Genomic DNA, 23,234 nt, shown 5'->3' on the forward strand with positions numbered 1-23,234 from the left:
GCCGGCTAATCCAGGTCTTCACACATGCCTTATCGCACGTGTTAAGAGCCCTTTACCGGCGCAGAGGGTGGGCAGTGTTGTTCAGCCAGAGGTAGGTAACAGAGAGATATCCGCAACCCGCAAGAACAGGTTGTGCAGGCGGTTCAACAGTGCAAGACGGTTGTTTTGCACGGCTTTATCGTCTGCCATTACCATAACATCGCTGAAGAAGGCGTCTACGGGCTCCTGCAGGCTGGCCAGAGACTGCAGTGCACTGGCGTAGTCACCCTGCTCAAACAGTGGGCCTGTTTTTGCGGCCTGCTGCTCAATCTTTACCGCCAGGTCTTTTTCAGCCGCGTCCTGCAGCAGATCCTCATCAACGGTCTCACCAATGCTTTCGCCGCCCTGCTTCGACAGAATGTTGGACACCCGCTTGTTAGCGCCGGCCAGCGCCTGCGCCTCAGGCAGCTGCCGGAACGCTTCCACGGCTTTGATTCTGCGGTCAAAGTCCCGCGGGCAGGTCGGGCGCCGGGCATGTACCGCAAGATACACTTCGGCGCCAATGCCCTGCTCATCGTAATAGGCACGGAACCTTTCCAGCATATAGTCGACAACGCTGGAGGCGGTGCCGTCTTCGGTCAGGCTGGTAAAGTTCTCTTCTGCCCATTCACAGCAGGTCTGCAGATCCAGAGGCAGCTCCCGCTCGATGATAATGCGTAATACCCCCAGAGAGGCCCGGCGCAGCGCAAACGGATCCCGGGTGCCGGACGGAGGCTGGCCAATTCCGAACAGCCCCACCAGCGAATCCACACGGTCGGCTATGGCCAGCGCGCAGCTGGTCAGGGTTGTGGGCAGGCTGTCTTTGGAAAAGCGTGGCATGTACTGCTCATTCAGAGCTTTGGCCACATCTGCCGGTTCACCGTCATCGGTGGCGTAGTACTGACCCATAATGCCCTGAAGATCGCTGAACTCCAGCACCATTTCGGTCACCAGGTCGGTCTTTGCCAGCATGGCTGCGCGCTCGGCCAGAGCCGGGTCACTGCCAATGGCTGTGGCAATTTTCTTTGCCAGCGCCGCTACCCGAACGGACTTGTCATAGACGCTGCCGAGCTTCTCCTGGAAAATGATCGGCTTGAGCCGCTCAATGCGGTCTTCCAGCCGGGTCTTACGGTCCGCTTCATAGAAAAACGCAGCATCCGCGAGGCGGGGGCGAATCACCTTCTCATTACCGGAGATAACCTGAGACGGGTCTTTACTCTCTATGTTGGCAACGGTAATGAACTGGGGCAGCATTTCACCGTCGGCATCCACCAGGTGAAAGTATTTCTGATGCTCCTCCATCGAGGAAATCAGAGCCTCCGGCGGTACCTTGAGAAAACGCTCTTCAAAGCGCCCCAGCAGCGGTACCGGCCATTCGTTCAGGCCAGTGACTTCATCCAGCAGGTTATCGTCTATTACTGCATGGCCGCCGGCTTCCGTTTCTGCAAGCGTGCTGACACCCGAGCGGATCAGTTCCCGGCGTTTAGAGAAGTCGGCAATAACATAACCTTCTTCTTCGAGCACAACCTCGTAATCAGCCGGTGTCGGGATGATCAGTTCTTTGGGGCAATGGAAACGGTGTCCACGGGTGGTATTGCCCGGAGTCAGTTCCATGATGGGCTTATCAATAACCTTGTTGCCATAGAGCATGATCAGCCAATGCACAGGGCGGACAAACTCGGTTCTGTGAGCCCCCCAGCGCATACGCTTGGCAACCGGCAGTGCGGCCAGTGATTGTTCAACCAGTCCGGAGACCAGATCAACGGTTGGCTTGCCCTGTTCAATGGTGCGGTACACCAGCCAGGCACCCTTGTCAGTTTCAAGGGTATCCAGCTGATCGGGTGTGACACCCAGTGAGCTCGCAAAGCCGGTCAGGGCCCGTGTCGGGTTGCCCGCGTCATCAAAGGCGGCTTTAACCGCCGGGCCGCGCTTTTCTACGGGTTTGTCCGGCTGCGCATCTGCAAGGTCACGAATGCGCACAGCCAGGCGCCGTGGCGCTGCAAAGGCTTCGGCTTTGGTGAAGGCAATGCCGGCGTCTTTCAGCCCTGCGGTAATACCCTGTGTGAACGCATCAGACAGTGATTTGAGCGCTTTCGGAGGCAGCTCTTCAACGCCCAGTTCGACGAGAAAGTCCTGAGTTGTCATGGTTATGCGTTCCCCTTTACCTGTTGTTCCTGCTTGGCTTTTTTACCTTTCTTGCCCCTGGCTTTTTTATCACTGGCCTCGGCCGCTGCCAGTACTTCCTGACGCAGAGCCTCCGGAGCAAGTGGGAAACCGGCTTTGCGGCGACTGTCGAAATACGCCTGGGCCACAGCCCGGGCCAGTGTGCGCACACGCAGAATAAAGCGCTGACGCTCGGTGACCGAGATTGCCTGGCGGGCGTCCAGAAGGTTAAACGTGTGCGAGGCTTTCAGAACCTGTTCGTAGGCAGGCAGTGCCAGGCCGGCCTCGATCAGCCGGGTGCTTTCACGTTCGTGCACATCAAAGCTGTGGAACAGGAATTCTGTGTCTGCATACTCAAAGTTGTACGTAGACATTTCCACTTCCTGCTGGAGAAAAACATCGCCGTAGGTGACGACGCCTTCCGGGCCTTCTGTCCAGACCAGATCGTAAACACTGTCCACACCCTGCAGGTACATGGCAATGCGCTCCAGCCCATAGGTAAGCTCACCGGTGACCGGGTAACACTCAATACCACCCACCTGCTGGAAGTAGGTAAACTGGGTGACTTCCATGCCGTTCAGCCAGATCTCCCAGCCCAGGCCCCAGGCCCCAAGGGTCGGCGATTCCCAGTTATCTTCCACAAATCGGATATCGTGCACCAGCGGGTCAAGCCCCAGAGCTTTCAGTGAGTCAAGATAGACTTCCTGGATGTTATCGGGCGAAGGCTTGAGTACCACCTGAAACTGATAATAATGCTGCAGACGGTTCGGGTTTTCACCGTAACGGCCATCTGTCGGGCGGCGGCTGGGCTGCACATAGGCAGAGTTCCAGGTTTCCGGGCCTATGGCGCGCAGGAAAGTAGCCGGGTGAAAGGTCCCGGCGCCGACTTCCATATCCAGTGGCTGGAGTACGACGCAGCCTCGCTGCGCCCAGAAATTCTGCAGGGCCAGGATCAGGCCCTGAAATGTCTTGATATCCGGGGTGGTGCTGTTCGTTGCCTTGTCTGTCGCCTTCTCTGTCACAACGTCTGCCTGCTTGTTCGGTCTGTGTGTGGCCACTCTGCGTGTTAAAATCGGGCAAGTTCTGCACGCCGCTCGCGAGAGGGTCATTCGGAAAAAAGCTGTATTATACGCGCGCACGGGCGGTATTTCTAAGCAGCCTTCATGATATTGGTAATGAACTAGAAGAAAGTCAGCCCTACGGAGAAGAGCTTTTCCACTTCCCGTACCCGGGACTTGTCTACCAGGAACAGGATAACGTGGTCATCCGGTTGTATGCGTAAGCGGTTGTGGGCAATCAGTACCTCGTTATGGCGAACGATGGCGCCAATGGTTGTGCCCTGGGGCAGGTTGATTTCATCCAGTCGCCTGCCAACCACTTTTGAGGACTTCTGGTCACCATGGGCAATGGCTTCTATGGCTTCCGCCGCGCCTCTGCGCAGTGAGTGAACGTTTACGACGTCGCCACGGCGCACATGCGTGAGCAAACTGCCGATGGTGGTTTGCTGCGGTGATATTGCAACATCAATCTCCCCCCCCTGAATCAGGTCTACATAATCGGGGTTGTTGATCAGGGTGAACACCTTGCGGGCACCCAGGCGCTTGGCCAGCAAAGAGGCCATAATGTTGGCTTCATCATCGTTGGTAACCGCACAGAACACATCGGTGTTTTCGATGTTCTCTTCCAGCAGGATATCCTTGTCGGCCGCATTGCCTTCAAGCACAACGGTTTTGCGCAGGTTCTCGGAAAGCAGCACGCAACGCTCATGATTGCGCTCCAGAAGCTTAACCTGATAGCGGTTTTCCAGCGTGTGTGCCAGGCGCTGGCCAATGTTGCCGCCGCCACAGATAAACACGCGTTTATAGTTTTTCACCAGAGGCTGGAGCTCGCTCATCACCGAGCGGATGTGGTTGGCGCCGGCGATAAAAAACACTTCGTCACCGTCCTCAAGCACGGTATCGCCGTGGGGCATGATGGCCCGGTCTTTACGGAAAATCGCGGCGACGCGGGTTTCAATCCGGGGCATGTGGGTGCGCAGATAAGACAGTTCACGGCCAACCAGAGGGCCGCCTTCGGTTGCACGTATAGCGACAAGCTTGACCAGGCCCTTGGAAAACTCCAGCACCTGTAAAGCCCCCGGGTACTCGACCAGACGCGTTATGTGCCGGGTAACCAGGTGCTCCGGGCTGATCATCACATCAATGGGAAAGCCGCCTTCCTTGCCAAACAGCTTGTGGTTGGAGATATAGGCACTGGCCCGGACCCGGCTGATTTTGGTGGGGGTGCTGTACAGAATGGCGGCGATCTGACACGCGACCATATTGGTTTCATCACTGTTGGTCACAGCGATCAGCATGTCAGCATCGTCGGCATCTGCCTGATCCAGTACGGTAGGATAGGATGCCTTGCCCTGAACCGTGCGGATATCAAGCCTGTCCTGTAGCTCTCGCAGGCGCACAGCATCTGTGTCGACAACGGTGATGTCGTTGGCTTCGCTGGCGAGGTTTTCAGCCAGTGTGCCACCCACCTGGCCGGCACCGAGGATCAGGATTTTCATAGCTCAGGTTTCTCCAGTACGGCGTAGAAAAAGCCGTCATGGCTGCCCGGGTCTGGTAGAAGCTGGCGCCCCGCACCCATATCTCTGCCCCATTGAACCTCTGGTTCATTAAGCATGGCACCGTCCTGATGTTTAAGAAACCTCTCAATTATACGATGGTTTTCCTGAGGGAACACAGAACAGGTTGCATAAACCAGGCGCCCACCCGGTCGCAGAATGGCCCACATGGCCTTCAGGAGCCCGAGCTGTATACCGGCCAGAGGTACAATATCGGTTTCACGACGCAGCAGCTTTATGTCCGGATTACGACGGATCACACCACTGGCACTGCAGGGGACATCAAGCAGAATGCGGTCAAAAAGCTGGCCATCCCACCACTGTCCGGTATCGGCGGCATCGGCCTGCACCAGGCTGGCATTCAGGTCGAGCCGGTCCAGGTTTTCCTGCACCCGGGGCAGACGTGCGGCAGACTCATCAATCGCCACAACCTCCGCCAGTCCGGCCTGGCTTTCCAGTATGGCGCAGGTTTTGCCCCCGGGAGCGGCACAGGCATCCAGAACCCGTTGCCCCGGAGCCAGGTCCAGTAAGCCTGTACACAGTTGCGCCGCTTCATCCTGAACACTGACGGCACCGTCCGCAAACCAGGGCAACTGGTCAACCTGTACCGGGCGGTTGAGCTGGATGCCCTGGGGTGCAAAGCGGGTAGGGGCGGCTTCTATTCCGGCCTCTTGCAAGAGGGTCAGATACGTCTCGCGGCTGAAACGCAAGGCGTTCACTCTCAGTGTCATTGGCGCCTGGGCGTTATTGGCATCCAGGATTTCTTTCCAGCTTTCAGGCCAGTTGTGGCGCAGCTTTTCCACCATCCAGTCCGGGTGACTGTAGCGGCTGGCGGCATTTGCCGGCTCCGGGGCACCTTCACGCTCGGCAGCACGCAGAACGCCGTTGACCAGACCGGTAAGGTGAGGTTTGCCAAGCGCGCGACACGCCTCTACTGTTTCATTGAGGATGGCGTAGCTGGCTTGCTGGCTGAACCTCAGTTGAAACAGGGCGACCAGCATAAGATGGTGAACAATGCGGTCAGAACGTTTGAGCGGTTTTTTAAGACGCCCGGCCAGCTCACCATCAAGGCGGTGAAACCAGCGGCATGTACCGTAGCACAGTGCCTGCAGCGCCGGGCGTTCGTTAAGTTCCAGACGCTGGAGAGCCGGAGGCAGGCATTGCGACAGGGAGTCGCCGCTTTCCACCGCCAGCATGACGCTGGCGGCAATGGCTCGCATGGGCTGTTGGTGGTCGCCCATATCAGTGCAGCTCCTGTCCGGGAAGCAGCAGTTGCTTACCCCCGTTTATCAGGTCATTTACGCTCTGGGCCCGGGATCCGGGCAGTTGCACCCGGGTGACCCGTAGCGTGCCGGCGCCACAGGCAATATCAATACCTTCCCGCTCCCGCCGTATGACAGTCCCTGCCGGTGTCTGGCTTTGCTCTTCTGTTGTTACGGCATCAAGAATCCGCACGCGTTGTTGCTCAAGATTTGTGTAGGTGCCGGGCCAGGGGTTAAATGCACGGATAATACGCTCAATGGTCACCGCACTCTGTGACCAGTCGATATGCCCGTCTTCCTTGGACAGTTTGTGAGCGTAACAGGCGAGCGCATCATCCTGCGCTTCTCCCCGGAGTTCGCCTTTCTCGAGCAGGCGCAGGGCTTTAATAATGGCGTTGCCACCCAGCATGGACAGACGGTCGTGAAGGCTGCCGCCGGTATCGCTGGCATCAATGGTGGTTGCAGACTTGAGCAGCATGTCGCCGGTATCCAGGCCTTTGTCCATCTGCATGATGGTAATGCCGGTTTCAGTATCGCCTGCGGCGATAGCGCGCTGGATAGGCGCAGCCCCGCGCCAGCGTGGTAGCAGCGATGCGTGGATGTTGAGGCAGCCGTGGACAGGTATATCCAGTATAGCCTGGGGCAGGATCAGCCCGTAGGCCGCCACAATCATGACATCCGGCTGAAGGCTCGCGAGCTCTTGTTGAGCCTCCGGGGTTTTCAGGCTTTCGGGCTGAAAAACCGGGATACCATGATCCAGTGCCACCTGTTTGACAGGGCTGGGCTGGAGCTTGCGCCCTCTGCCAGCTGGCCGGTCTGGCTGAGAGTACACGCCTACGAGGGTGTGGTGTGTGTTCAGAAGCGCTCTCAGAGCGGTCGCTGCGAAATCCGGAGTGCCGGCAAAAACGAGTCGCACGGTGTTGGTTCTCTGTCTCGTTGAATACGAAAAGACCGGGCCCTTGCCCGGTCCTGTGCCTGCTGCAAATCGTTACCCGCCTGGCGGGCACTCATTATGCAGTTTGTTTCTGGAGTTTACCCAGCTTCTTGCGGATGCGGTTGCGCTTGAGGTTGCTCAGGTAGTCCACGAACAGCTTACCATTCAGGTGATCCATCTCGTGCTGGATACACACGGCCAGTAGCCCGCGCGCTTCCAGCTCAAACGGTTTGCCATCGCGATCGAGCGCCCTGACAATGCAGTGTTCAACCCGTTCCACGTCCTCGTAAAAACCGGGGACCGACAGGCAGCCTTCCTGCATGGCTTCGAGTTCGCCATCCAGTACTTCGACTTCGGGGTTGATGAACACCCTTGGCTCACTCTTGTCCTCGGACAGATCCATAACGATGATCTGTTTGTGGACGTTCACCTGAGTAGCAGCCAGGCCAATACCGGGCGCATCGTACATAGTCTCGAACATGTCGTCGATCAATGTACGGTCGGCGTCTGTCACTTCCTCAACCGGTCTGGCAATGGTGCGCAGACGAGGGTCCGGGTATTCGAGAATGTCTAGTATCATATATAGGTTCTGTTTTGTAACTGTGTGCGGCTTATCTCTGAAATGCGACAGCGTAGAGCGCAAATTGTTCCTTTCACACTATGATAAGCAGCCGTGTGTTTCTGTAAGTACATTATCCAACAATTTGGTGATTGATTACAAACTGATCAGGTGATTGTCTGAAACTATCAATAGTGCCCTGCAAATGGCCATGAAAACAAAAGATAACACCACAAGCTGCGAAGATTCTTTTATAGTAACCCACATAATTGCGCAACAAGCTGCATCTGGCTGCTAATATTTTTACCAGAATGCCTGGAATCAAGGCACGGGATCAAGGACTTAGATAATGAGGAAACTGCTGTACGCTCTGGCAGCTACCATGCTGCTAACGGCTTCCTGGGCTCACGCTGAACCAGAACTGCGGGAGGGTCATCCTGAACGTTATACGGTAGTGAAGGGTGATACACTCTGGGACATATCCGGGCGCTTTCTGGATAACCCCTGGTACTGGCCGGAAATCTGGCATGTGAATCCACAGGTTTCTAACCCTCATCTGATTTATCCGGGTGACCGCCTTGCTCTGGTTTACATCGACGGTAAGCCCCGGATTACCAAGGTGGCCTCAACTAGCGGGGTTGTGAAGCTTTCTCCAAAGGTGCGCTCTGAGCGTATCGATACCCCTATTCCGGCTATCCCTCTGGATGCAATCAGCAGTTTCCTGTCCGATACCCGTATTGTCAGCCCTGAGCTGATCAGCAAAGCGCCTTATATTCTTGAGGGTGAAGACAGCCGGATTATCAATGGTGCCGGTGACAAAGTGTATGCCCGCGGTGAAAAGCCTGCCAGAAAGGTAGGCGTCTTTCGTCGTAGCCAGGAGTTTGTTGATCCGGAGACCGGAGAGTTTCTTGGTCTTGAAGCCCGCAGCATTGCCCGTGGCGATGTGGCCGCCGAAAACGGGGATGTGCTCACAGTCCAACTGACCAGTTCCAGTGAGGAAGTACGCATAGGTGATCGTTTACTGGTGAGTGAAGACCGCGGTCTGACGACAAGTTTTGTGCCCAGCTCCCCGGATAAGGAGATTGAGGGCCAGATGCTATCTGTTGAGGGCGGTGTCACCCAGATCGGGCAGTACGATGTGGTCGCAATCAACCGCGGCAGCCGGGAAAACCTGAAGGCAGGTAATGTAATGGCCGTGCTCAAGCGCGGCAACCTGGTGCGTGATCCGGTAACCAGTGAAACCATCGAGCTGCCCTCTGAGCGAGCCGGGTTGCTGATGGTTTTCCAGGTGTATGAAAAAATGAGCTATGGCCTGATCCTACAGGCAACCCGCCCGCTTTCTGTCGGCGACAAAATTACCAACCCCTGAACCACCGACCCACCAGAGTCCGGGCCAGGAGGGCCCGGGCGGCTGTTTTCAAGGATGATGCTGTGTACTCTTCCTCTTCTGCACAATGGGTATTTCTGACCTGTCTGCCCGGCTTCGGTCGTGTCCGGCGACGGGCTCTGCTCGAATCCGTACCGGATCTCACGGAGCTGCTTGATAAAAATCCAGCGACCCTGCGCGCGCTCGGGTTGGGTGGTGAAGCCGTAGCTTCCATTCTGGCCTGGCAGCGGCGGGATGAAAATAATACCAGTGTCGAGGCCACCCGGCAGGTACTGCAGGCCTGCAAGCGCCATTCGATTGTTGTTGTTGACTGGCAGCACCCGGATTATCCGGACGTGCTCCGGCATATTCACGATGCGCCTCTGGTGCTGTACGCCCGGGGTGAGACTCGCTTGTTGAGCCGCGAACAAATAGGAATTATCGGCAGCCGTAACGCGACGCCGGCGGGGCTCGACCATGCCCGTCGCTTTGCTGCAGAACTCAGCGAGTGGGGACTGCTGATAACCAGTGGCCTGGCTTTAGGAATAGACGGTGCAGCCCACGCCGGCGCTCTGGATAGCGGACATGCAACCATTGCGGTTGTAGGTTGTGGCCTTGACCGTATGTATCCGAACCAGCATCGCCGGCTCGGAGAGCGAGTGATCGCAAACGGCCTGATGGTTTCCGAGTACCCACCCGGAACGCCCGCCAAAGCGGCTCATTTTCCCCAGCGTAATCGCATCATCAGTGGCCTGGGCCGTGGGATCCTGGTGGTTGAAGCTGGTCTGAAAAGCGGCTCCCTGATCACGGCCCGTATGGCGCTGGAACAGGGGCGTGAGGTGTTTGCCATTCCCGGCTCCATTCACAGCCCGGTCGCACGTGGGTGTCATTACCTGATCAAGCAGGGAGCGCAGCTGGTAGACCGGGTAGATGATATTCTGGAAGAGCTGGGCGCCGCCTGGTCACAGCCTTCAGACACAGTGTCGGCGGCTTCAGAAGCCGGTCCGGAGAGCATGCTGGGCAGCCGGGAAATCGCGGTGCTTGAGGCATTAGGGTATGATCCCCAGTCAACTGACGCACTGTCTCTGGCAACCGGCCTTCCGGCCGACCAGCTTGTCCAGTCGCTTCTGCTTCTTGAGCTTGAAGGGTTGGTGAGCTCTGCCCCCGGAGGTTACCTGAAAATCGCCTGAGCCCGGTGTGCTAATTCATCCCGTTTATGGTTTGACAACATCAACATGGCAGCGCCTGATCCGCTAAACCGCCAGCAACGAGAGCTTGTCCGTAACATTATTCAGAAAGGGGGCGTTATCGCCTATCCGACCGAGGCTGTCTGGGGGCTGGGGTGTGACCCCTGGAATTCCGAGGCAGTGAGGCGCATTCTGGAGCTCAAGAGCCGTCCTGTGCATAAGGGGTTAATTCTGGTCGCCGCCTCCATTGAGCAGGTCCGCTTTCTGCTGACGCCATTGCCCGAAGAGTTGCAGCAGCAGGCACTGAGTCACTGGCCTGGCCCGGTTACCTGCCTGATACCGGACATCAACCGGCAGACGCCTGACTGGGTGCGCGGCAGCCACAACTCGATTGCGGTAAGGGTCAGTGAGCACCCTGTGGTCAAAGCCTTGTGTGACAGCGCCGGTATGCCTCTGGTTTCCACTTCCTGCAATCCAGCCGGGCAAGAACCGGCACGTGATGCTGCACAGGTTCGCTGCTATTTTAATAATCAGCTTGATTATATTGTGCCGGGCGAGTTGGGTGGTAATCACAAACCCAGTCGTATTATTGATATTGTCAGCGGTAAACAGCTTCGTTAGGAGAGTTCATGCCACAGCAACCCGACAGCCAGGCGGTTAAGCAATACCTGCTCGGCTTGCAGGAGACCATATGCCAGCGCCTGGAAGCGCTGGAAGACGGTGCACAGTTTGCCCGTGATTCATGGGATCGCCCGGAAGGTGGCGGTGGTATCAGCCGGGTGATCAGTGATGGTCGTCTCTTTGAAAAAGGCGGCGTCAATTTTTCCCATGTGATGGGCGCGACTATGCCAGCCTCAGCCACCGCACACCGCCCTCACCTGGCGGGTGCATCCTGGCAAGCGATGGGCGTCTCCCTGGTGATTCACCCGAACAATCCGTATGTGCCTACCTCACACGCTAACGTAAGGTTTTTCATCGCCACGCCGGAGGATGGCAAGCCGGTTTACTGGTTTGGTGGGGGGTATGACCTGACCCCCTATTATGGCTTTGATGAGGATTGCGTACACTGGCACAAAACCGCCAGATCCGCTTGTGAGCCATTTGGTGAGGAAGTGTATCGCCGGTATAAAGACTGGTGCGATGACTATTTTTACCTGCGCCACCGGGATGAACCCCGGGGGGTCGGCGGGCTGTTCTTCGATGACCACAATACCGGAGATTTTGAGCAGGATTTCGGGTTCATGAAATCCGTTGGTGACAGTTATATCGAAGCGTATGAGCCCATTGTGCGGCGTCGAATGGACTGCGCCTATGGTGAGCGCGAGAGGGACTTTCAGTTGTACCGGCGCGGGCGGTATGTTGAGTTTAACCTGGTGTATGACCGGGGCACTCTGTTCGGCCTGCAATCGGGAGGGCGCACCGAGTCCATTCTGATGTCTCTACCGCCTCTGGTGCGCTGGGATTATAACCGGGTACCGGAAGCCGGCAGCGAAGAAGCGCGGCTTACAGAGCACTTTCTCACCGGGCGCGACTGGCTGGCCGGTGAGCCGGAGTAAACAGGGGAACGTAATGAGCAATGAACTTTATGCCGTGGTGGGCCATCCCATAAGCCACAGCAAGTCGCCCAGAATCCACAGCGTATTTGCAAGCCAGACGGGTGAGTCTGTGGAGTATACAGCGATACAGGCGCCACTGGATGGGTTTGCTGAAACGGTGCACCGGTTTTTCCGCAAGGGTGGCAAAGGGCTGAACGTGACCGTTCCTTTCAAGGAGCAGGCCTGGCAGCTGGCAGATCAGCGCGCTGACAGGGCAGAGAAAGCCGGTGCAGCCAACACCCTGTACCTGAACGATCAGGGCCTGCTGGTGGCTGACAATACCGATGGTCAGGGGCTGGTTCAGGACCTGTCTGTTAGCCATGGCGTTCAGCTCAAAAACGCCCGGATACTGATTCTGGGGGCCGGTGGTGCAGTACGGGGCGTACTTGGCCCCCTGCTTGCCCAGGAGCCCGCCAGTCTGACGATCGCAAACCGCACCGAGGCTAAAGCCAATGCCCTGGCCGCCCTGTTTGCGGATGAAGCCGGAACCACACAGCTGAGCGCCTGTGGGTTTGATGAGCCGGATCAGCCGTTCGATGTCGTGATCAATGGTACCAGTGCCAGTCTGCAGGGAGACCTGCCACCTCTGAATGCCGGGATCATTTCTGCTGATACAGTGGTTTATGACATGATGTATTCATTGCAGACAACCACGTTCAACCAGTGGGCCCTGGATAACGGAGCGGTGCGCGTGGTTGATGGCCTGGGCATGCTGGTTGAACAGGCCGCGGAATCGTTCCGGATATGGCGTGGCGTGCGTCCGGAAACCATACCGGTCATAGAGATGCTGCGTAATGACTGAAAATCTGGCGCCGGCGTGCTTTGGAGGCCAGCATTTATAAAGGCAATCCGTAAGGGCTGAGCATGGATATTCTAACCTTGGTAGGGCTTGTCGCCGGCATATTTATTGTCATTATGGCAATGCTGGCGAACGCCTCACTTATAACCTTCCTGAACCTTCCGGGGCTTGCGATTGTTCTGGGCGGCACTTTCGCTGTCACACTCGTAAAGTTCCGGATGTCCTCTGTGACCAGCGCCTTTCGGTTGGCACTGAGCGCAGCCTTTACGGATAGGGTTGAGCGCCCTGAAGCACTGATTCGCGAGGTAGGGGAGCTGGCACAGGTAGTGCGCAAAGAAGGAATTCTGGGGCTGGAAAACCACCAGACCAGTAATGCGTTTCTGCAAAAAGCCATTAACCTGTGTGTGGATGGCCATATGCCGGAGCTTGTTGAAGAGGCACTGGCGCAGGATTCCAGGCAGATGGCAGAGCGCTATGAAGTAGCAGAAAGGGTGTTTCGGGGCATTGGCGAGTCTGCGCCTGCTATCGGGATGCTGGGCACATTGGTCGGTCTTGTGCAGATGCTCAACTCTCTGGATGATCCGGCGTCGATTGGGCCGGCAATGGCCGTTGCACTATTAACAACCCTTTATGGCGCGTTTATTGCGCAACTGATTGCCTTACCACTGGCAGACAAGCTTCAGCTCAAGGCAGAAGATGAAAGCCGTAACCAGGTTCTGATTACGACCTCCATGCGCAGTATTATGGGTGGAGAAAATCCCAAAGTAATGACCGAGTTACTCTCCTCCTTTGTAACGCCTGACCAGCGTACCCGGCTCACACCGGAGCGGGAGACCTGAGGCTTTGCGAGTTACGTCCCAAGGCCGAAAGCCGCGGCAGAAAAGGCAGACACCGGCGTGGATCGTGACCTTTGCGGACCTCACCACGCTGCTGTTGACGTTTTTCATACTGCTGCTGTCCTTTGCGGAAACGGACATTGAAAAATACAAGGCAATGGCTAATTCCATGTCTGTGGCGCTTGGGTCCTCCAATGTCCTGGCGGAGGGTATCGGGGGCTCGCCCATTACCCTGGTGGAGTCAGACACCGTCTCCCTGCCGGAACCAACGGAGTCCCAGGCCCGGGAGCCGGAGTTTATCGAGGAACAGCCAGTAACGCCTGACGAAACAGCGGTTTCTGAAGGCGTTATAGAGTTGAGCAGCCGGATGATCCGGGAGCTGGAAAGTGAAGTCGCGTCGGGAATGCTCAGTATCAATTACGACCGGAAACAAGTGGTGATCCGGTTTTCCGAGGAAGCCACCTTCGAGTCGGGAAAAGCAGCAATCAAGCCGGAAATGATCCCCATTGTTGAGCGTGTTGTGAATGTACTGGCCGGCTGTACGGGGGATGTGCTGGTTTCCGGCTACACAGACGACCGGCCTATTTCCAGCAGCCGGTACCGGTCAAACTGGGATCTTTCTGCGGCCCGTGCCGTGTCTGTCGTGCATGAATTGGTTATGAGTCGGCAGGTACCTGCAGAGCGTGTGGTCGCCGCTGGTCGTGCGGAGACCAACCCGCTGGCCCCGAATGATTCAGCCGAGAACCGCGCCTTGAACCGCCGCGTAGAGATAGCGATTCGAGACCCAAAGTGCAATGCGTCGGTCCCGGCCAGTGATCTGCCGGTTGAGATTTTGCCCTGACTTACATCTTTGAATGCTGAGGCCATGTCGGCCGGGAGCTGACTCCCGGCCTGAATTAAAGCGCTTCCGAGGATCGCGCAGAATTACTCGATATCAACCTCAATAGCTTTCGGCTCTTTGGGTTCGGCCTTTTGCAGTGTCAGTGTCAGAAGGCCATCCTTGAAGTTAGCTTTTACACTGTTTTCATCGACATTATCGGGCAGCGTGAAACGTCGCACAAAGCTGCCGTAATAGCGTTCAACACGGTGCACTTTCTTGTCCTTGGACTCTTCTTCGTGCTTGCGCTCACCTTCAATAGACAAAACGCCTTCGTGCACACTTACTTTTACGTCTTTCTTTTCCATGCCGGGCAGTTCAGCCTCAATGGTAAAAGCATCATCCGTTTCCTTGATGTCAACGGCGGGTGCCCAGTCACTGCGACTGAACAGGTCTTTGCCCTCTCCGGCAGCGCGCGGCATACCCAGCATCCGGTTATAGCGTCCCATCAACTCTTCAAGCTCATTGAGTGGGTTCCAGCGGGTAATATTGCTCATAAGAACTCCTCCTTTTCTTATAGAAAACGAAACCTGAAAATCAGCTTCGTTCCCGGAACTGCTCCGTGCTCCGGCTTATGCCGGCCGGATATCCGTGAACATCCGCTATTTTTGAATATATGAGCGCTTGATAGATTTTCAAGTCCTGCTACCTGCAGGAATTATTATTTGAGATCCGCCAGGTAGTCATCCTTGAGCTTTACATAGTTGGCTGCAGTGTATGCGAAAAAAGAGCGCTCATTGTCCGTCAAAGCCCGAGCCTTCTTGCATGGGGACCCCACGTAAAGATGGCCGGACTCCAGTGTCTTTCCTGGCGGTACCAGGCAGCCTGCAGCCACAATCACTTCATCTTCGACCACTGCCCCATCCATAATGATGCAGCCCATGCCCACCAGCACACGGCTACCAATGGTGCAGCCATGCAGCAAAGCCTTGTGCCCCACGGTGACATCGTCGCCCAGGGTAAGCGGGTAGCCACCGGGGTTATAGTCACTGGCATGGGTAATATGCAGCACCGAACCGTCCTGAATGCTGCAACGATCGCCGATGCGGATTGTGTGCATATCGCCCCGCACCACCGTCATCGGCCATATGGAGCAATCGTCACCGGTTTTAACATCACCGATCACCACTGCACTGGGATCCACCAGAGTGCGCGCACCTAAATCTGGCGTGGTACCCTTGTGAGAACGTACATTCGTCATTACATATACCTTAGTTGCATTTTCACATGAGTTGGTGGCGTCTGCGTAGAGGCTTTGCCAAAACTGTGCGGAGCCAGGGATGGCGGAGCCCAAGCGTCACACGGATGTGCCGCAAGGAGCGTGTTTTGGCAAAGCCTCTACGCAGACGCCTTCCCCCAATGTTTGATATAAACGAAGTTACCTGACATTTGAACTGCTGAGAAGGGAACGAAATGAACAACCCGCTACTGACCGATGACCTGCTACCCAGGTTTGATCATGTGCGTACCGAGCACATGGAAACCGCCATTGACCAGATTCTCAGCGAAAACCGCGTGAAAATAGAGAGCCTGGCCCAGAATGAAGACCCGGACTGGGATACTCTGGTACAGCCCATGCAAGCGCTGGAAAACCGCCTGAGCAATGCCTGGTCAGTTATCTCCCACCTTAACGGCGTCATGAACAACGATGACTTGCGTAAGGTTTACAAAAACTGCCTGGAAAAACTGACTGTTTACAGCACTGAAATCAGTCAGAACACTGCCCTGTGTGATGCCTACAAAAAGCTCGCCGCCAGGGATGATTACAAGGAACTGAGCCAGGCCCAGCGCAAGGCTGTGGAAAACACGCTGAGAGACTTTCACCTTGGGGGTGTAGACCTGCCCGAGGATGAGAAAAAACAGTATGCTGCCCTGTCCCGTGAGTTGGCAGAGTTGTCCAACAAATTCAGTGATAACGTGCTGGATGCGACCCAGAACTGGTACAAGCACATAACCGACCCGGATGAGCTCGCAGGTGTGCCGGAAACCGCCATTGAGGGGGCAAAGCAGGCCGCGCACGAAAAGGAGCTGGATGGTTACGTGATCACCCTGGACTTTCCCAGCTTTTTCCCGGTTATGACATACTGCGACAACCGGGAACTGCGTCGGGAAGTCTATGAGGCCTTTGTTACCCGCGCGTCTGATGTAGGCCCGGACGCGGGCACCTGGGATAACACCCAAGTCATGGCAGAGATACTCAAGCGCCGGCATACCATGGCGAAACTGCTGGGCTTTAATAACTACGCCGAGCGTTCGCTGGCCGAAAAAATGGCCCGGGATACCGACGAGGTCATGGGTTTCCTGAATGAACTGGCCGCCAAGTCCAGGCCTGTAGCCCTCAACGAGTTCGCCGAACTCAAAGCCTTCGCAAAAGATGAACATGGCCTCGATGAGATGCAGGCCTGGGATATAGGGTATTACAGCGAGAAACTGCGCCAGAAGCGCTACGATATTTCGCCGGAAACCCTTCGCCCCTGGTTCCCTGTGGATAAAGTGGTACCGGGTCTGTTCAGGGTGGCTGAAAAACTGTTCGGTATTCAGATTGAGGCCAGGCCGGAGGTTGAAACCTGGCACGAAGATGCAACAGCCTACTGCATCAGCCGTAACGGTGAGCCGATCGCCTGGTTCTACCTTGATCTGTTTGCCCGGCAGGGCAAGCGCGGTGGAGCCTGGATGGCGGATTGCCGGGTGCGCTGGCGCAACCTGCGTGGCCAGTTGCAGCTGCCGGTTGCTTTCCTTACCTGCAACTTCACACCGCCGGTGAACAACAAGCCCTCACTTCTGACCCATGACGAAGTGACCACCCTGTTCCATGAGTTTGGTCACGGGCTGCATCATATGCTGACCCAGGTTGATGTTATGGACGTTTCCGGCATTAACGGTGTGGCCTGGGATGCTGTCGAGCTGCCCAGCCAGTTCCTGGAGAACTGGTGCTGGAACCGTGACTCCCTGGCGCTGATTGCCAGCCACCATGAAACCGGAGAGCCGTTGCCAGAGGATCTGCTGCAGAAACTGCTTGCGGCGAAAAACTTTCAGTCGGGTATGGCTATGGTGCGACAGCTGGAGTTTTCGCTGTTCGATTTCCGCCTGCATGCGGAGTTCACCGAAGAGGCGCCGACTAATCCGCTGGAGATGCATCGGAAAGTCCGTGAATCTATTGCGGTGGTGGATGCGCCCGAGTTCAACCGCTTCCCGAATGCGTTCGCGCACATCTTCGCAGGCGGCTACGCTGCCGGCTACTACAGTTACAAGTGGGCGGAGGTGCTGGCGGCGGATGCCTTCTCGCTTTTTGAGGAAAACGGGATTTTTGATTCCGAAACCGGTAAGGCGTTTTTGCAGAACATTCTGGAAAAAGGCGGGTCACAGGAGCCTATGGAGCTGTTCAAAGCGTTCCGCGGCCGTGAGCCGGCGGTGGATGCTTTGCTGAGACAGACCGGCATCACGGACGAAGCGGCCTGATTTAACCGCTCCGGTGGTGGTGACCGCCACCGGAGCCATTTATTCTGGAGTTATAGTATGGCGACCCCGAAACGATTTATAGCCGGTGCAGTTTGTCCCCGCTGTGCGGAGATGGACAAAATCATGATGTTTACCGACGATGAGGGTGAGCAGATTCGCGAGTGTGTGGCCTGTGGTTTTACCGATGCCATGTCCGATAGCGGACAGCCGGTAAATCCGGAGCTGGATACCCGGGTTAATCAGCGTGATAACAAAGACGACCATACAGTGAAGCAGGTTGTTTTTTTTAAGGCTGGGGGTGAGGACTAACCACGCCCTCGAAGCCCCCGGGGCCTGGCTGTACTCAGAGAACCATAGCGGCCAGCCACCCAAAGCCAAGCAACGGCAGGTTGTAGTGCAGGAACGTGGGCACCACAGAATCCCAGATGTGGTTGTGCTGGCCATCTACGTTCAGACCGGCGGTGGGGCCGAGGGTGGAATCAGAGGCCGGAGAGCCGGCGTCCCCCAGTGCGCCTGCAGTACCGACCAGGGCAACAATCGCAAGTGAGCTGAAGCCCATTTCCAGTGCCAGTGGTACGTACAGGGCCGCAATGATGGGGATGGTTGAGAATGAAGAGCCGATACCCAGAGTAATCATCAGGCCCACCAGAAGCATCAGCAGGGCCGCCATGGGCTTATTGCTGCCAATAAGATCGACAGAGCTTTGTACCAGGGTGGTAATCTCGCCGGTTTCACGCATGACTTCTGCAAAACCGGAGGCGGTGATCATGATAAACCCGATCATGGCCAGCATTTTCATGCCTTCCGTGAACAGGTCGTCCGCCTCTTTCCATTTTACCACTCCGGAAAGGTTGAAAAGCAGAAAGCCTGCCAGTGCCCCGAGAATCATTGAGCCCAGCCACAGCTGAACCACGAAAGCGACCACAATAGCGGCCAGCGCCATGATCAGGGTACCGGGACTGTAGGACACATTGACCCGTTCTGTGCGGGTGATGGTGTCGAGGTCGTATTCACGGTTGCCGCGATAGGTAAAGAAGATTGCGACCAGCAGACCGCAGAGCATGCCCAGTGCCGGCAGTGCCATAGCGTGCATAACACTCAGGCCTTCCGTTTCGCCGCCGTTGGCACTGATTTTAGCCATCAGGATTTCGTTCAGATAAATGCCACCAAAGCCAATGGGCAGGAACATATACGGCGTAATAAGGCCGAATGTGAGTGCACAGGCGACAAGACGGCGATCCATTTTCAGTTTCGCCATCACATAGAGCATGGGCGGCACGACCAGCGGTATAAATGCGATGTGAATCGGCAGAATATTCTGTGAAGACAGGGCAATGAGTACCAGAGCGCCGATGATCATGTAACGTACGCCCTTGGCGGCCGTATTGTTTTTCTGCTGCCCCACCATGGTCAGGGTCTTGTCTGCCAGCGCATGGGCCAGACCGGATTTTCCGATCGCAACGGCGAAAGCGCCCAGAGTAGCGTAGGACAATGCGACGGTTGCGCCTCCACCCAGGCCGTTATTGAACGCCTCAATGGTCGCCTCCAGTGATAATCCGGCAATCAGGCCGCCCGAGACGGCACCTACAATAAGAGCTACAACTACGTGGATGCGAGCCAGACTCAGAACGAGCATGATCAGCACCGCGGCAACGACGGCATTCATTGGAAAAACTCCGGGCACAGGTTTTGGGTTATCCGGTCTTCTTTCGAAGTCGGGCTGTTTAAAAACGCGGTAATGTGCAGTAATTGGCCACTTTAGTCAAAGGGCTTGTGCCTGCCGTCAGTTCTCGTCAATGCGCGCAAACCGTGGAACCTGTTCTCCCGCTATGTTAACGCTTTCGCAAAACATGCTCAGAGGGCGTACCCATAAGCTGTAGTCGCCGTACAGGCAGCGGTAGACTACGAGTTTTTCTTCCGTCTCACTGTGGCGGGCGGTGCCTATAACCTCGTAATCGTTGCCTTTGTAGTGCCGGTATCGGCCTGGCTGGACGGTTGCAGATTCTTTCATGGGAAATCTCTGGGTTTGTGAGTGGTTTTTGCAGTCAGATCAGGCCCTGCCTGACCCCAGGGAAAACCGGATATGATTGCGCACCAGCAGGTTTTCCCAGTAGCGACGCATCCAGTCCCAGGTGTCATTATTCACCTGTTCCACGAAGGGGTTGAGGTTGAGTTCGTAATAATCCGGTGTGCCGGCTATCTGTAGCACGGTGACCGTGATTGAGTCATCCAGCTCGTTTGCAAAAGGCTCACCAATCAGCTCATGTACCAGCAGGTTTGCGCGGGTTGCCTCTATGTCTACGAGCCCGCCGCTGCGGATGGAGTGGTTGTTTTCGTGCATTTCCTCCATCAAACGGTGGCAAAGATAGGCGCGTATGAGCAGACCATCAAGGCCTGCATAGTGTAACAGCAGTGCCGATGGCCTGGTGAAATAACCGATTGCAGCTTTGACAAACGGATCGAACAGCTGCGCCGTGCCGGCTTCCCGGGCACAGGTGTCGACGCATTCAATGAGCCGGGGTGCCATCTCTATGTATTCGATGGCAAACTGGAACAGACAGGCGGCCGGACGCCCGTCCCCTTCAAAATGAATGGCCGAAGGCAACGAAGCTGCCTTGTCATGCAGCTGCTTCAGAAACGTTCCCGAGCGTGCCTCCTTGCGCCGCGCGTGATCAATGATCTCTAGAACTGCCTGTGGAGTCATTTGATGGCTTGCCGGTGTCTGAAAAAATTGAGGTCGCAAGGCGTCTCCTGTAGAGGGCAGAGTTTAGCCGGGCACTGGTACTGCGGCTGGCCACTGACACTTGCCATCAGAAAACGCCCGTCATTTCTGACAAGTGTAGACGAGATTCTTCATGCTGCGATTTACCATCTGTCAGTTAATGTAACCAAGTGAATCGTGACTATCGGGCACTGAACCAACGGTCGTGACGAGTATGTGACCAGCAGAGCCAGCCCATGCTCAGAGCGCGGGCCAGCATCAGACAGATGAGAGAAAACCATAAGCCGTGGTTGCCCCAGCCTGTGGTCAGCCACCAGACAGGGGCAAACACCACCAGAGCCGAGAAAAGCATGGTGTTCTGCATATCACGGGTACGGGTAGCGCCAATGAATACCCCGTCAAACAAAAATCCCCACACAGAAGCAAAAGGCAGTAACCATAACCAAGGCAGGTACTGCCAGGCAGTGGTGCGCACTTCTTCAATACCGGTCAGCAGCGCAACCAGACCACGGCCACCGGCAACGAACAGAATGGTCAGCAACAGGGAGCCGAGGAGCGACCAGCGCAAGGCGCAGCGGAACACCACGAGGAAACGTTTGCGGCTGCCTTTGCCGATGGACTCACCAATCAGTGCTTCTGCAGCATTGGCAAAACCGTCGAGCGCATTCGAAATCAACAGCAGAAACGTAATCAGAACCGCATTAGCGGCCAGTATGGTATCGCCCTGACGAGCCCCCTGGGCGGTAAAAAATGCGAGCACCAGCAGCAGGGCTATGGTGCGCACCATTATGTAGCGATTCACCTGCAGGATCGCCAGATAGTCTGCCAGGGTACCGATCAGCGCCCGGGTCAGGCGCTGCCCTTCGGGCATACGGTTCAGGACGATGGCAAAGCCGATAATGGCAGCACCATATTCAGCGATCACCGTTGCAATCGCCACACCCCGGCTGTTCCACCCCAACACGGTCACAAACAAAACATCCAGCACGATATTCAGGCCATTGGCCACAATCAGCATGATCATGGGCCCGCGAGGGAACTGGGTGCCGATCAGCCAGCCAACCAGGGTGTACTGACACAGCACGGCGGGGGCGCTCCAGATGCGAATGGCGGCGTACTCGGCCGCAAGCTCCGTTACCCCCGCGCTTGGGTCCATAAGGGTCAGCCCGATGCGGATCAGAGGTTGATGGGCGAGAATCAGCAACAGGCCAATGCCGACCGCCAAAACCACTGAGCGTAATAACAGAGCAACCTGATTAAAGCTGTCGCGCCTGCCCCATGCCTGAGCAGCAAGCCCTGTTGTTCCCATGCGCATGAAACCGAATGTCCAGTACAGAATGCTGAACAGGTTAGCGCCAACCGCTACGGCCCCCAGGTACTCAGGGCTTTCCAGGTGTCCCAGTACGGCGGTATCCACCAGACCCAGCAATGGCACGGTCAGGTTGGTAAGCATCAATGGCCAGGCCAGGGCCCATAAGCGCCGGTCTGTGACCGACAGTTTGAATGTCATATGCGATTAAATTCCTAAAAAACCAGTTTTAGATGATATAGATTTAATGGGCTTTTTAGTCTTTTTTTGATCCCTGTCTATACTCAACGTGATTGTATCTGTAAGCAGGCTTTCACCCTGGACTTGGCCGATGAATGCGAGCGCCGGTCGGGAACAGAGGGGTTGCGCAAAATCCGACAAGAATAACACTCTGTGGAGACACAGTATGCGCGTGTATGCTCAACGGGTAGGCGTTCTTTCAGGCGGTTTACTGTTTCCGGCCCTGTCCATGGCGGACTGGGGCGTAAACATGACGCCTGGGGTGACCGGTACCAGTAACGACATTTTCAATCTGCACATGACCATTTTCTGGATCTGCGTCGCCATTGGTGTCGTGGTGTTCGGGGTAATGTTCTGGTCTATCATCGCCCACCGCAAGTCCCAGGGCGCGAAACCTGCCAATTTCCATGAGAATACAATGGTTGAGGTGCTCTGGACGCTCATCCCGCTTGTCATTCTCGTCATCATGGCCATTCCGGCCACGGCCACTCTGGTCGATATGTACGACACCACTGAGTCCGACATAGACATCAAGGTAACCGGTTACCAGTGGCGGTGGCAGTACGAATATATCAACGACGACTTTGGCTATTTTTCCAGCCTGACAACACCGGCCGACCAGATCAACAACCGGCAGGCCAAAGGCGAGAACTACTTGCTGGAAGTGGATAAGCCGATGGTTGTGCCGGTGGGCAAAAAAATTCGCTTTCTGCTGACGGCAAACGATGTCATCCATTCCTGGTGGGTACCGGATTTCGGTTTCAAGAAAGATGCCATTCCCGGCTTCATTAATGAAGCCTGGACCCGGGTGGATAAACCGGGAATCTACCGTGGACAGTGCGCCGAGCTGTGTGGCAAGGATCATGGGTTTATGCCGGTGGTGGTAAAAGCGGTTCCGGAAGAGGAATACAACACTTGGGTAGCCGAGCAGAAAGAGGCCGCAGAGAAAGAGCGCCAGCTGACGGAGAAGGACTGGACCATGGAGGAGCTGATGGAGCGGGGTGAAACCACCTATGCCACCAATTGTGTTGCCTGTCACCAGGCAGATGGCAGTGGTGCACCGCCGGCCTTCCCGGCACTGAAAGGTAGTGCCATTGCCACCGGCGATATGGCTGCACACATTGATGTGGTTGTAAACGGCGTATCAGGCACGGCAATGCAGGCATTTGGCAGCCAGCTGAGTGAGGCTGACCTGGCCGCCATCATTACGTATGAGCGTAACGCCTGGGGTAATAATGTCGGGGACATGGTTACGCCAAAAGAAATCTTCGATTACAAGAATGAACAATAATCG

At 56.0% G+C, this 23,234-nt stretch carries 22 protein-coding genes; 10 read left to right on the forward strand and 12 right to left on the reverse strand.

From position 1 onward, the window contains the following. Nucleotides 1-81 precede the first annotated feature (81 nt). From glyS to def, 6 genes are all read right to left on the reverse strand, one after another. Entirely contained in the window at nt 82-2,163 is a 2,082-nt protein-coding gene (gene glyS, locus FFI95_RS03455; protein ID WP_144820994.1) for a glycine--tRNA ligase subunit beta, read from the reverse strand. Between the two features lie 2 nt (nt 2,164-2,165). Next, on the reverse strand, nt 2,166-3,203 hold the full coding sequence (gene glyQ / locus FFI95_RS03460; protein ID WP_144820995.1) for a glycine--tRNA ligase subunit alpha: 1,038 nt from the start codon (nt 3,201-3,203) through the stop codon (nt 2,166-2,168). A 158-nt stretch (nt 3,204-3,361) separates the two neighbouring features. Continuing rightward, entirely contained in the window at nt 3,362-4,738 is a 1,377-nt protein-coding gene (gene trkA, locus FFI95_RS03465; RefSeq protein ID WP_144820996.1) for a Trk system potassium transporter TrkA, read from the reverse strand. Then, nucleotides 4,735-6,036 carry a 16S rRNA (cytosine(967)-C(5))-methyltransferase RsmB gene (rsmB, locus tag FFI95_RS03470; protein ID WP_144820997.1) on the reverse strand — a complete coding sequence of 434 codons (1,302 nt, stop codon included), beginning with the start codon at nt 6,034-6,036 and terminating at the stop codon, nt 4,735-4,737. Before rsmB ends, trkA begins: the two co-directional genes overlap by 4 nt. Nucleotide 6,037: 1 nt before the next feature. After that, entirely contained in the window at nt 6,038-6,973 is a 936-nt protein-coding gene (gene fmt, locus FFI95_RS03475; protein ID WP_144820998.1) for a methionyl-tRNA formyltransferase, read from the reverse strand. Nucleotides 6,974-7,067: 94 nt separating this feature from the next. Further along, a complete protein-coding gene (def, locus tag FFI95_RS03480) occupies nt 7,068-7,571 on the reverse strand; it encodes a peptide deformylase (RefSeq protein ID WP_144820999.1) in 504 nt (167 codons plus the stop codon). 328 nt (nt 7,572-7,899) lie between these two features. On the opposite strand from def, the gene FFI95_RS03485 reads away from it, so the two are divergent. The 7 genes from FFI95_RS03485 to FFI95_RS03515 all read left to right on the forward strand — a co-directional run bounded on the left by FFI95_RS03485 (nt 7,900) and on the right by FFI95_RS03515 (nt 14,174). Continuing rightward, a complete protein-coding gene (locus FFI95_RS03485) occupies nt 7,900-8,919 on the forward strand; it encodes a LysM peptidoglycan-binding domain-containing protein (RefSeq protein ID WP_144821000.1) in 1,020 nt (339 codons plus the stop codon). Between the two features lie 62 nt (nt 8,920-8,981). Continuing rightward, nucleotides 8,982-10,106, forward strand: coding sequence for a DNA-processing protein DprA (dprA, locus tag FFI95_RS03490; protein ID WP_144821001.1), 1,125 nt, complete (start codon nt 8,982-8,984; stop codon nt 10,104-10,106). A gap of 45 nt (nt 10,107-10,151) precedes the next feature. Beyond that, entirely contained in the window at nt 10,152-10,724 is a 573-nt protein-coding gene (gene tsaC, locus FFI95_RS03495) for an L-threonylcarbamoyladenylate synthase type 1 TsaC (RefSeq protein WP_144821002.1), read from the forward strand. A gap of 8 nt (nt 10,725-10,732) precedes the next feature. After that, nucleotides 10,733-11,659: an oxygen-dependent coproporphyrinogen oxidase gene (gene hemF / locus FFI95_RS03500; protein WP_144821003.1), complete on the forward strand. Its 927-nt coding sequence runs from the start codon at nt 10,733-10,735 to the stop codon at nt 11,657-11,659. Nucleotides 11,660-11,672: 13 nt separating this feature from the next. Continuing rightward, complete coding sequence (gene aroE / locus FFI95_RS03505) at nt 11,673-12,500, forward strand: shikimate dehydrogenase (protein WP_144821004.1); 828 nt, start codon at nt 11,673-11,675, stop codon at nt 12,498-12,500. Nucleotides 12,501-12,562: 62 nt separating this feature from the next. Then, the gene (locus FFI95_RS03510) at nt 12,563-13,336 is read left to right on the forward strand and encodes a MotA/TolQ/ExbB proton channel family protein (protein WP_144821005.1); all 774 of its coding nucleotides are present in this window, start codon (nt 12,563-12,565) and stop codon (nt 13,334-13,336) included. A 64-nt stretch (nt 13,337-13,400) separates the two neighbouring features. Further along, nucleotides 13,401-14,174, forward strand: a complete 774-nt coding sequence (locus tag FFI95_RS03515) for an OmpA family protein (RefSeq protein ID WP_246069354.1) — start codon at nt 13,401-13,403, stop codon at nt 14,172-14,174. A gap of 83 nt (nt 14,175-14,257) precedes the next feature. Here the strand turns inward: FFI95_RS03515 and FFI95_RS03520 are convergent, their stop codons facing one another. Both FFI95_RS03520 and FFI95_RS03525 read right to left on the reverse strand, forming a co-directional pair. Beyond that, complete coding sequence (locus tag FFI95_RS03520; protein WP_144821007.1) at nt 14,258-14,707, reverse strand: Hsp20/alpha crystallin family protein; 450 nt, start codon at nt 14,705-14,707, stop codon at nt 14,258-14,260. A gap of 164 nt (nt 14,708-14,871) precedes the next feature. After that, nucleotides 14,872-15,411, reverse strand: a complete 540-nt coding sequence (locus FFI95_RS03525) for a gamma carbonic anhydrase family protein (RefSeq protein WP_144821008.1) — start codon at nt 15,409-15,411, stop codon at nt 14,872-14,874. A 212-nt stretch (nt 15,412-15,623) separates the two neighbouring features. Between FFI95_RS03525 and prlC the strand changes: the two genes are divergently transcribed. Both prlC and FFI95_RS03535 read left to right on the forward strand, forming a co-directional pair. Beyond that, complete coding sequence (gene prlC, locus FFI95_RS03530; RefSeq protein WP_144821009.1) at nt 15,624-17,669, forward strand: oligopeptidase A; 2,046 nt, start codon at nt 15,624-15,626, stop codon at nt 17,667-17,669. Between the two features lie 57 nt (nt 17,670-17,726). Continuing rightward, complete coding sequence (locus tag FFI95_RS03535; RefSeq protein ID WP_144821010.1) at nt 17,727-17,978, forward strand: YheV family putative zinc ribbon protein; 252 nt, start codon at nt 17,727-17,729, stop codon at nt 17,976-17,978. Nucleotides 17,979-18,012: 34 nt separating this feature from the next. Here the strand turns inward: FFI95_RS03535 and FFI95_RS03540 are convergent, their stop codons facing one another. The 4 genes from FFI95_RS03540 to FFI95_RS03555 form a co-directional block, all read right to left on the reverse strand. Beyond that, entirely contained in the window at nt 18,013-19,335 is a 1,323-nt protein-coding gene (locus FFI95_RS03540) for a Na+/H+ antiporter family protein (protein WP_144821011.1), read from the reverse strand. A gap of 117 nt (nt 19,336-19,452) precedes the next feature. Next, nucleotides 19,453-19,680 (reverse strand): DUF1653 domain-containing protein, encoded by a 228-nt coding sequence (locus tag FFI95_RS03545; protein ID WP_144821012.1) that lies wholly within the window; start codon nt 19,678-19,680, stop codon nt 19,453-19,455. A 39-nt stretch (nt 19,681-19,719) separates the two neighbouring features. After that, entirely contained in the window at nt 19,720-20,373 is a 654-nt protein-coding gene (locus FFI95_RS03550) for a hypothetical protein (RefSeq protein ID WP_144821013.1), read from the reverse strand. A 199-nt stretch (nt 20,374-20,572) separates the two neighbouring features. After that, the gene (locus FFI95_RS03555) at nt 20,573-21,901 is read right to left on the reverse strand and encodes an MATE family efflux transporter (RefSeq protein WP_144821014.1); all 1,329 of its coding nucleotides are present in this window, start codon (nt 21,899-21,901) and stop codon (nt 20,573-20,575) included. A 205-nt stretch (nt 21,902-22,106) separates the two neighbouring features. On the opposite strand from FFI95_RS03555, the gene coxB reads away from it, so the two are divergent. Continuing rightward, nucleotides 22,107-23,231, forward strand: coding sequence for a cytochrome c oxidase subunit II (gene coxB, locus FFI95_RS03560; RefSeq protein ID WP_144821015.1), 1,125 nt, complete (start codon nt 22,107-22,109; stop codon nt 23,229-23,231). The last annotated feature ends 3 nt before the right edge of the window (nt 23,232-23,234 follow it).

This window comes from Marinobacter piscis, from assembly GCF_007671655.1.
Lineage (GTDB): Bacteria > Pseudomonadota > Gammaproteobacteria > Pseudomonadales > Oleiphilaceae > Marinobacter > Marinobacter piscensis.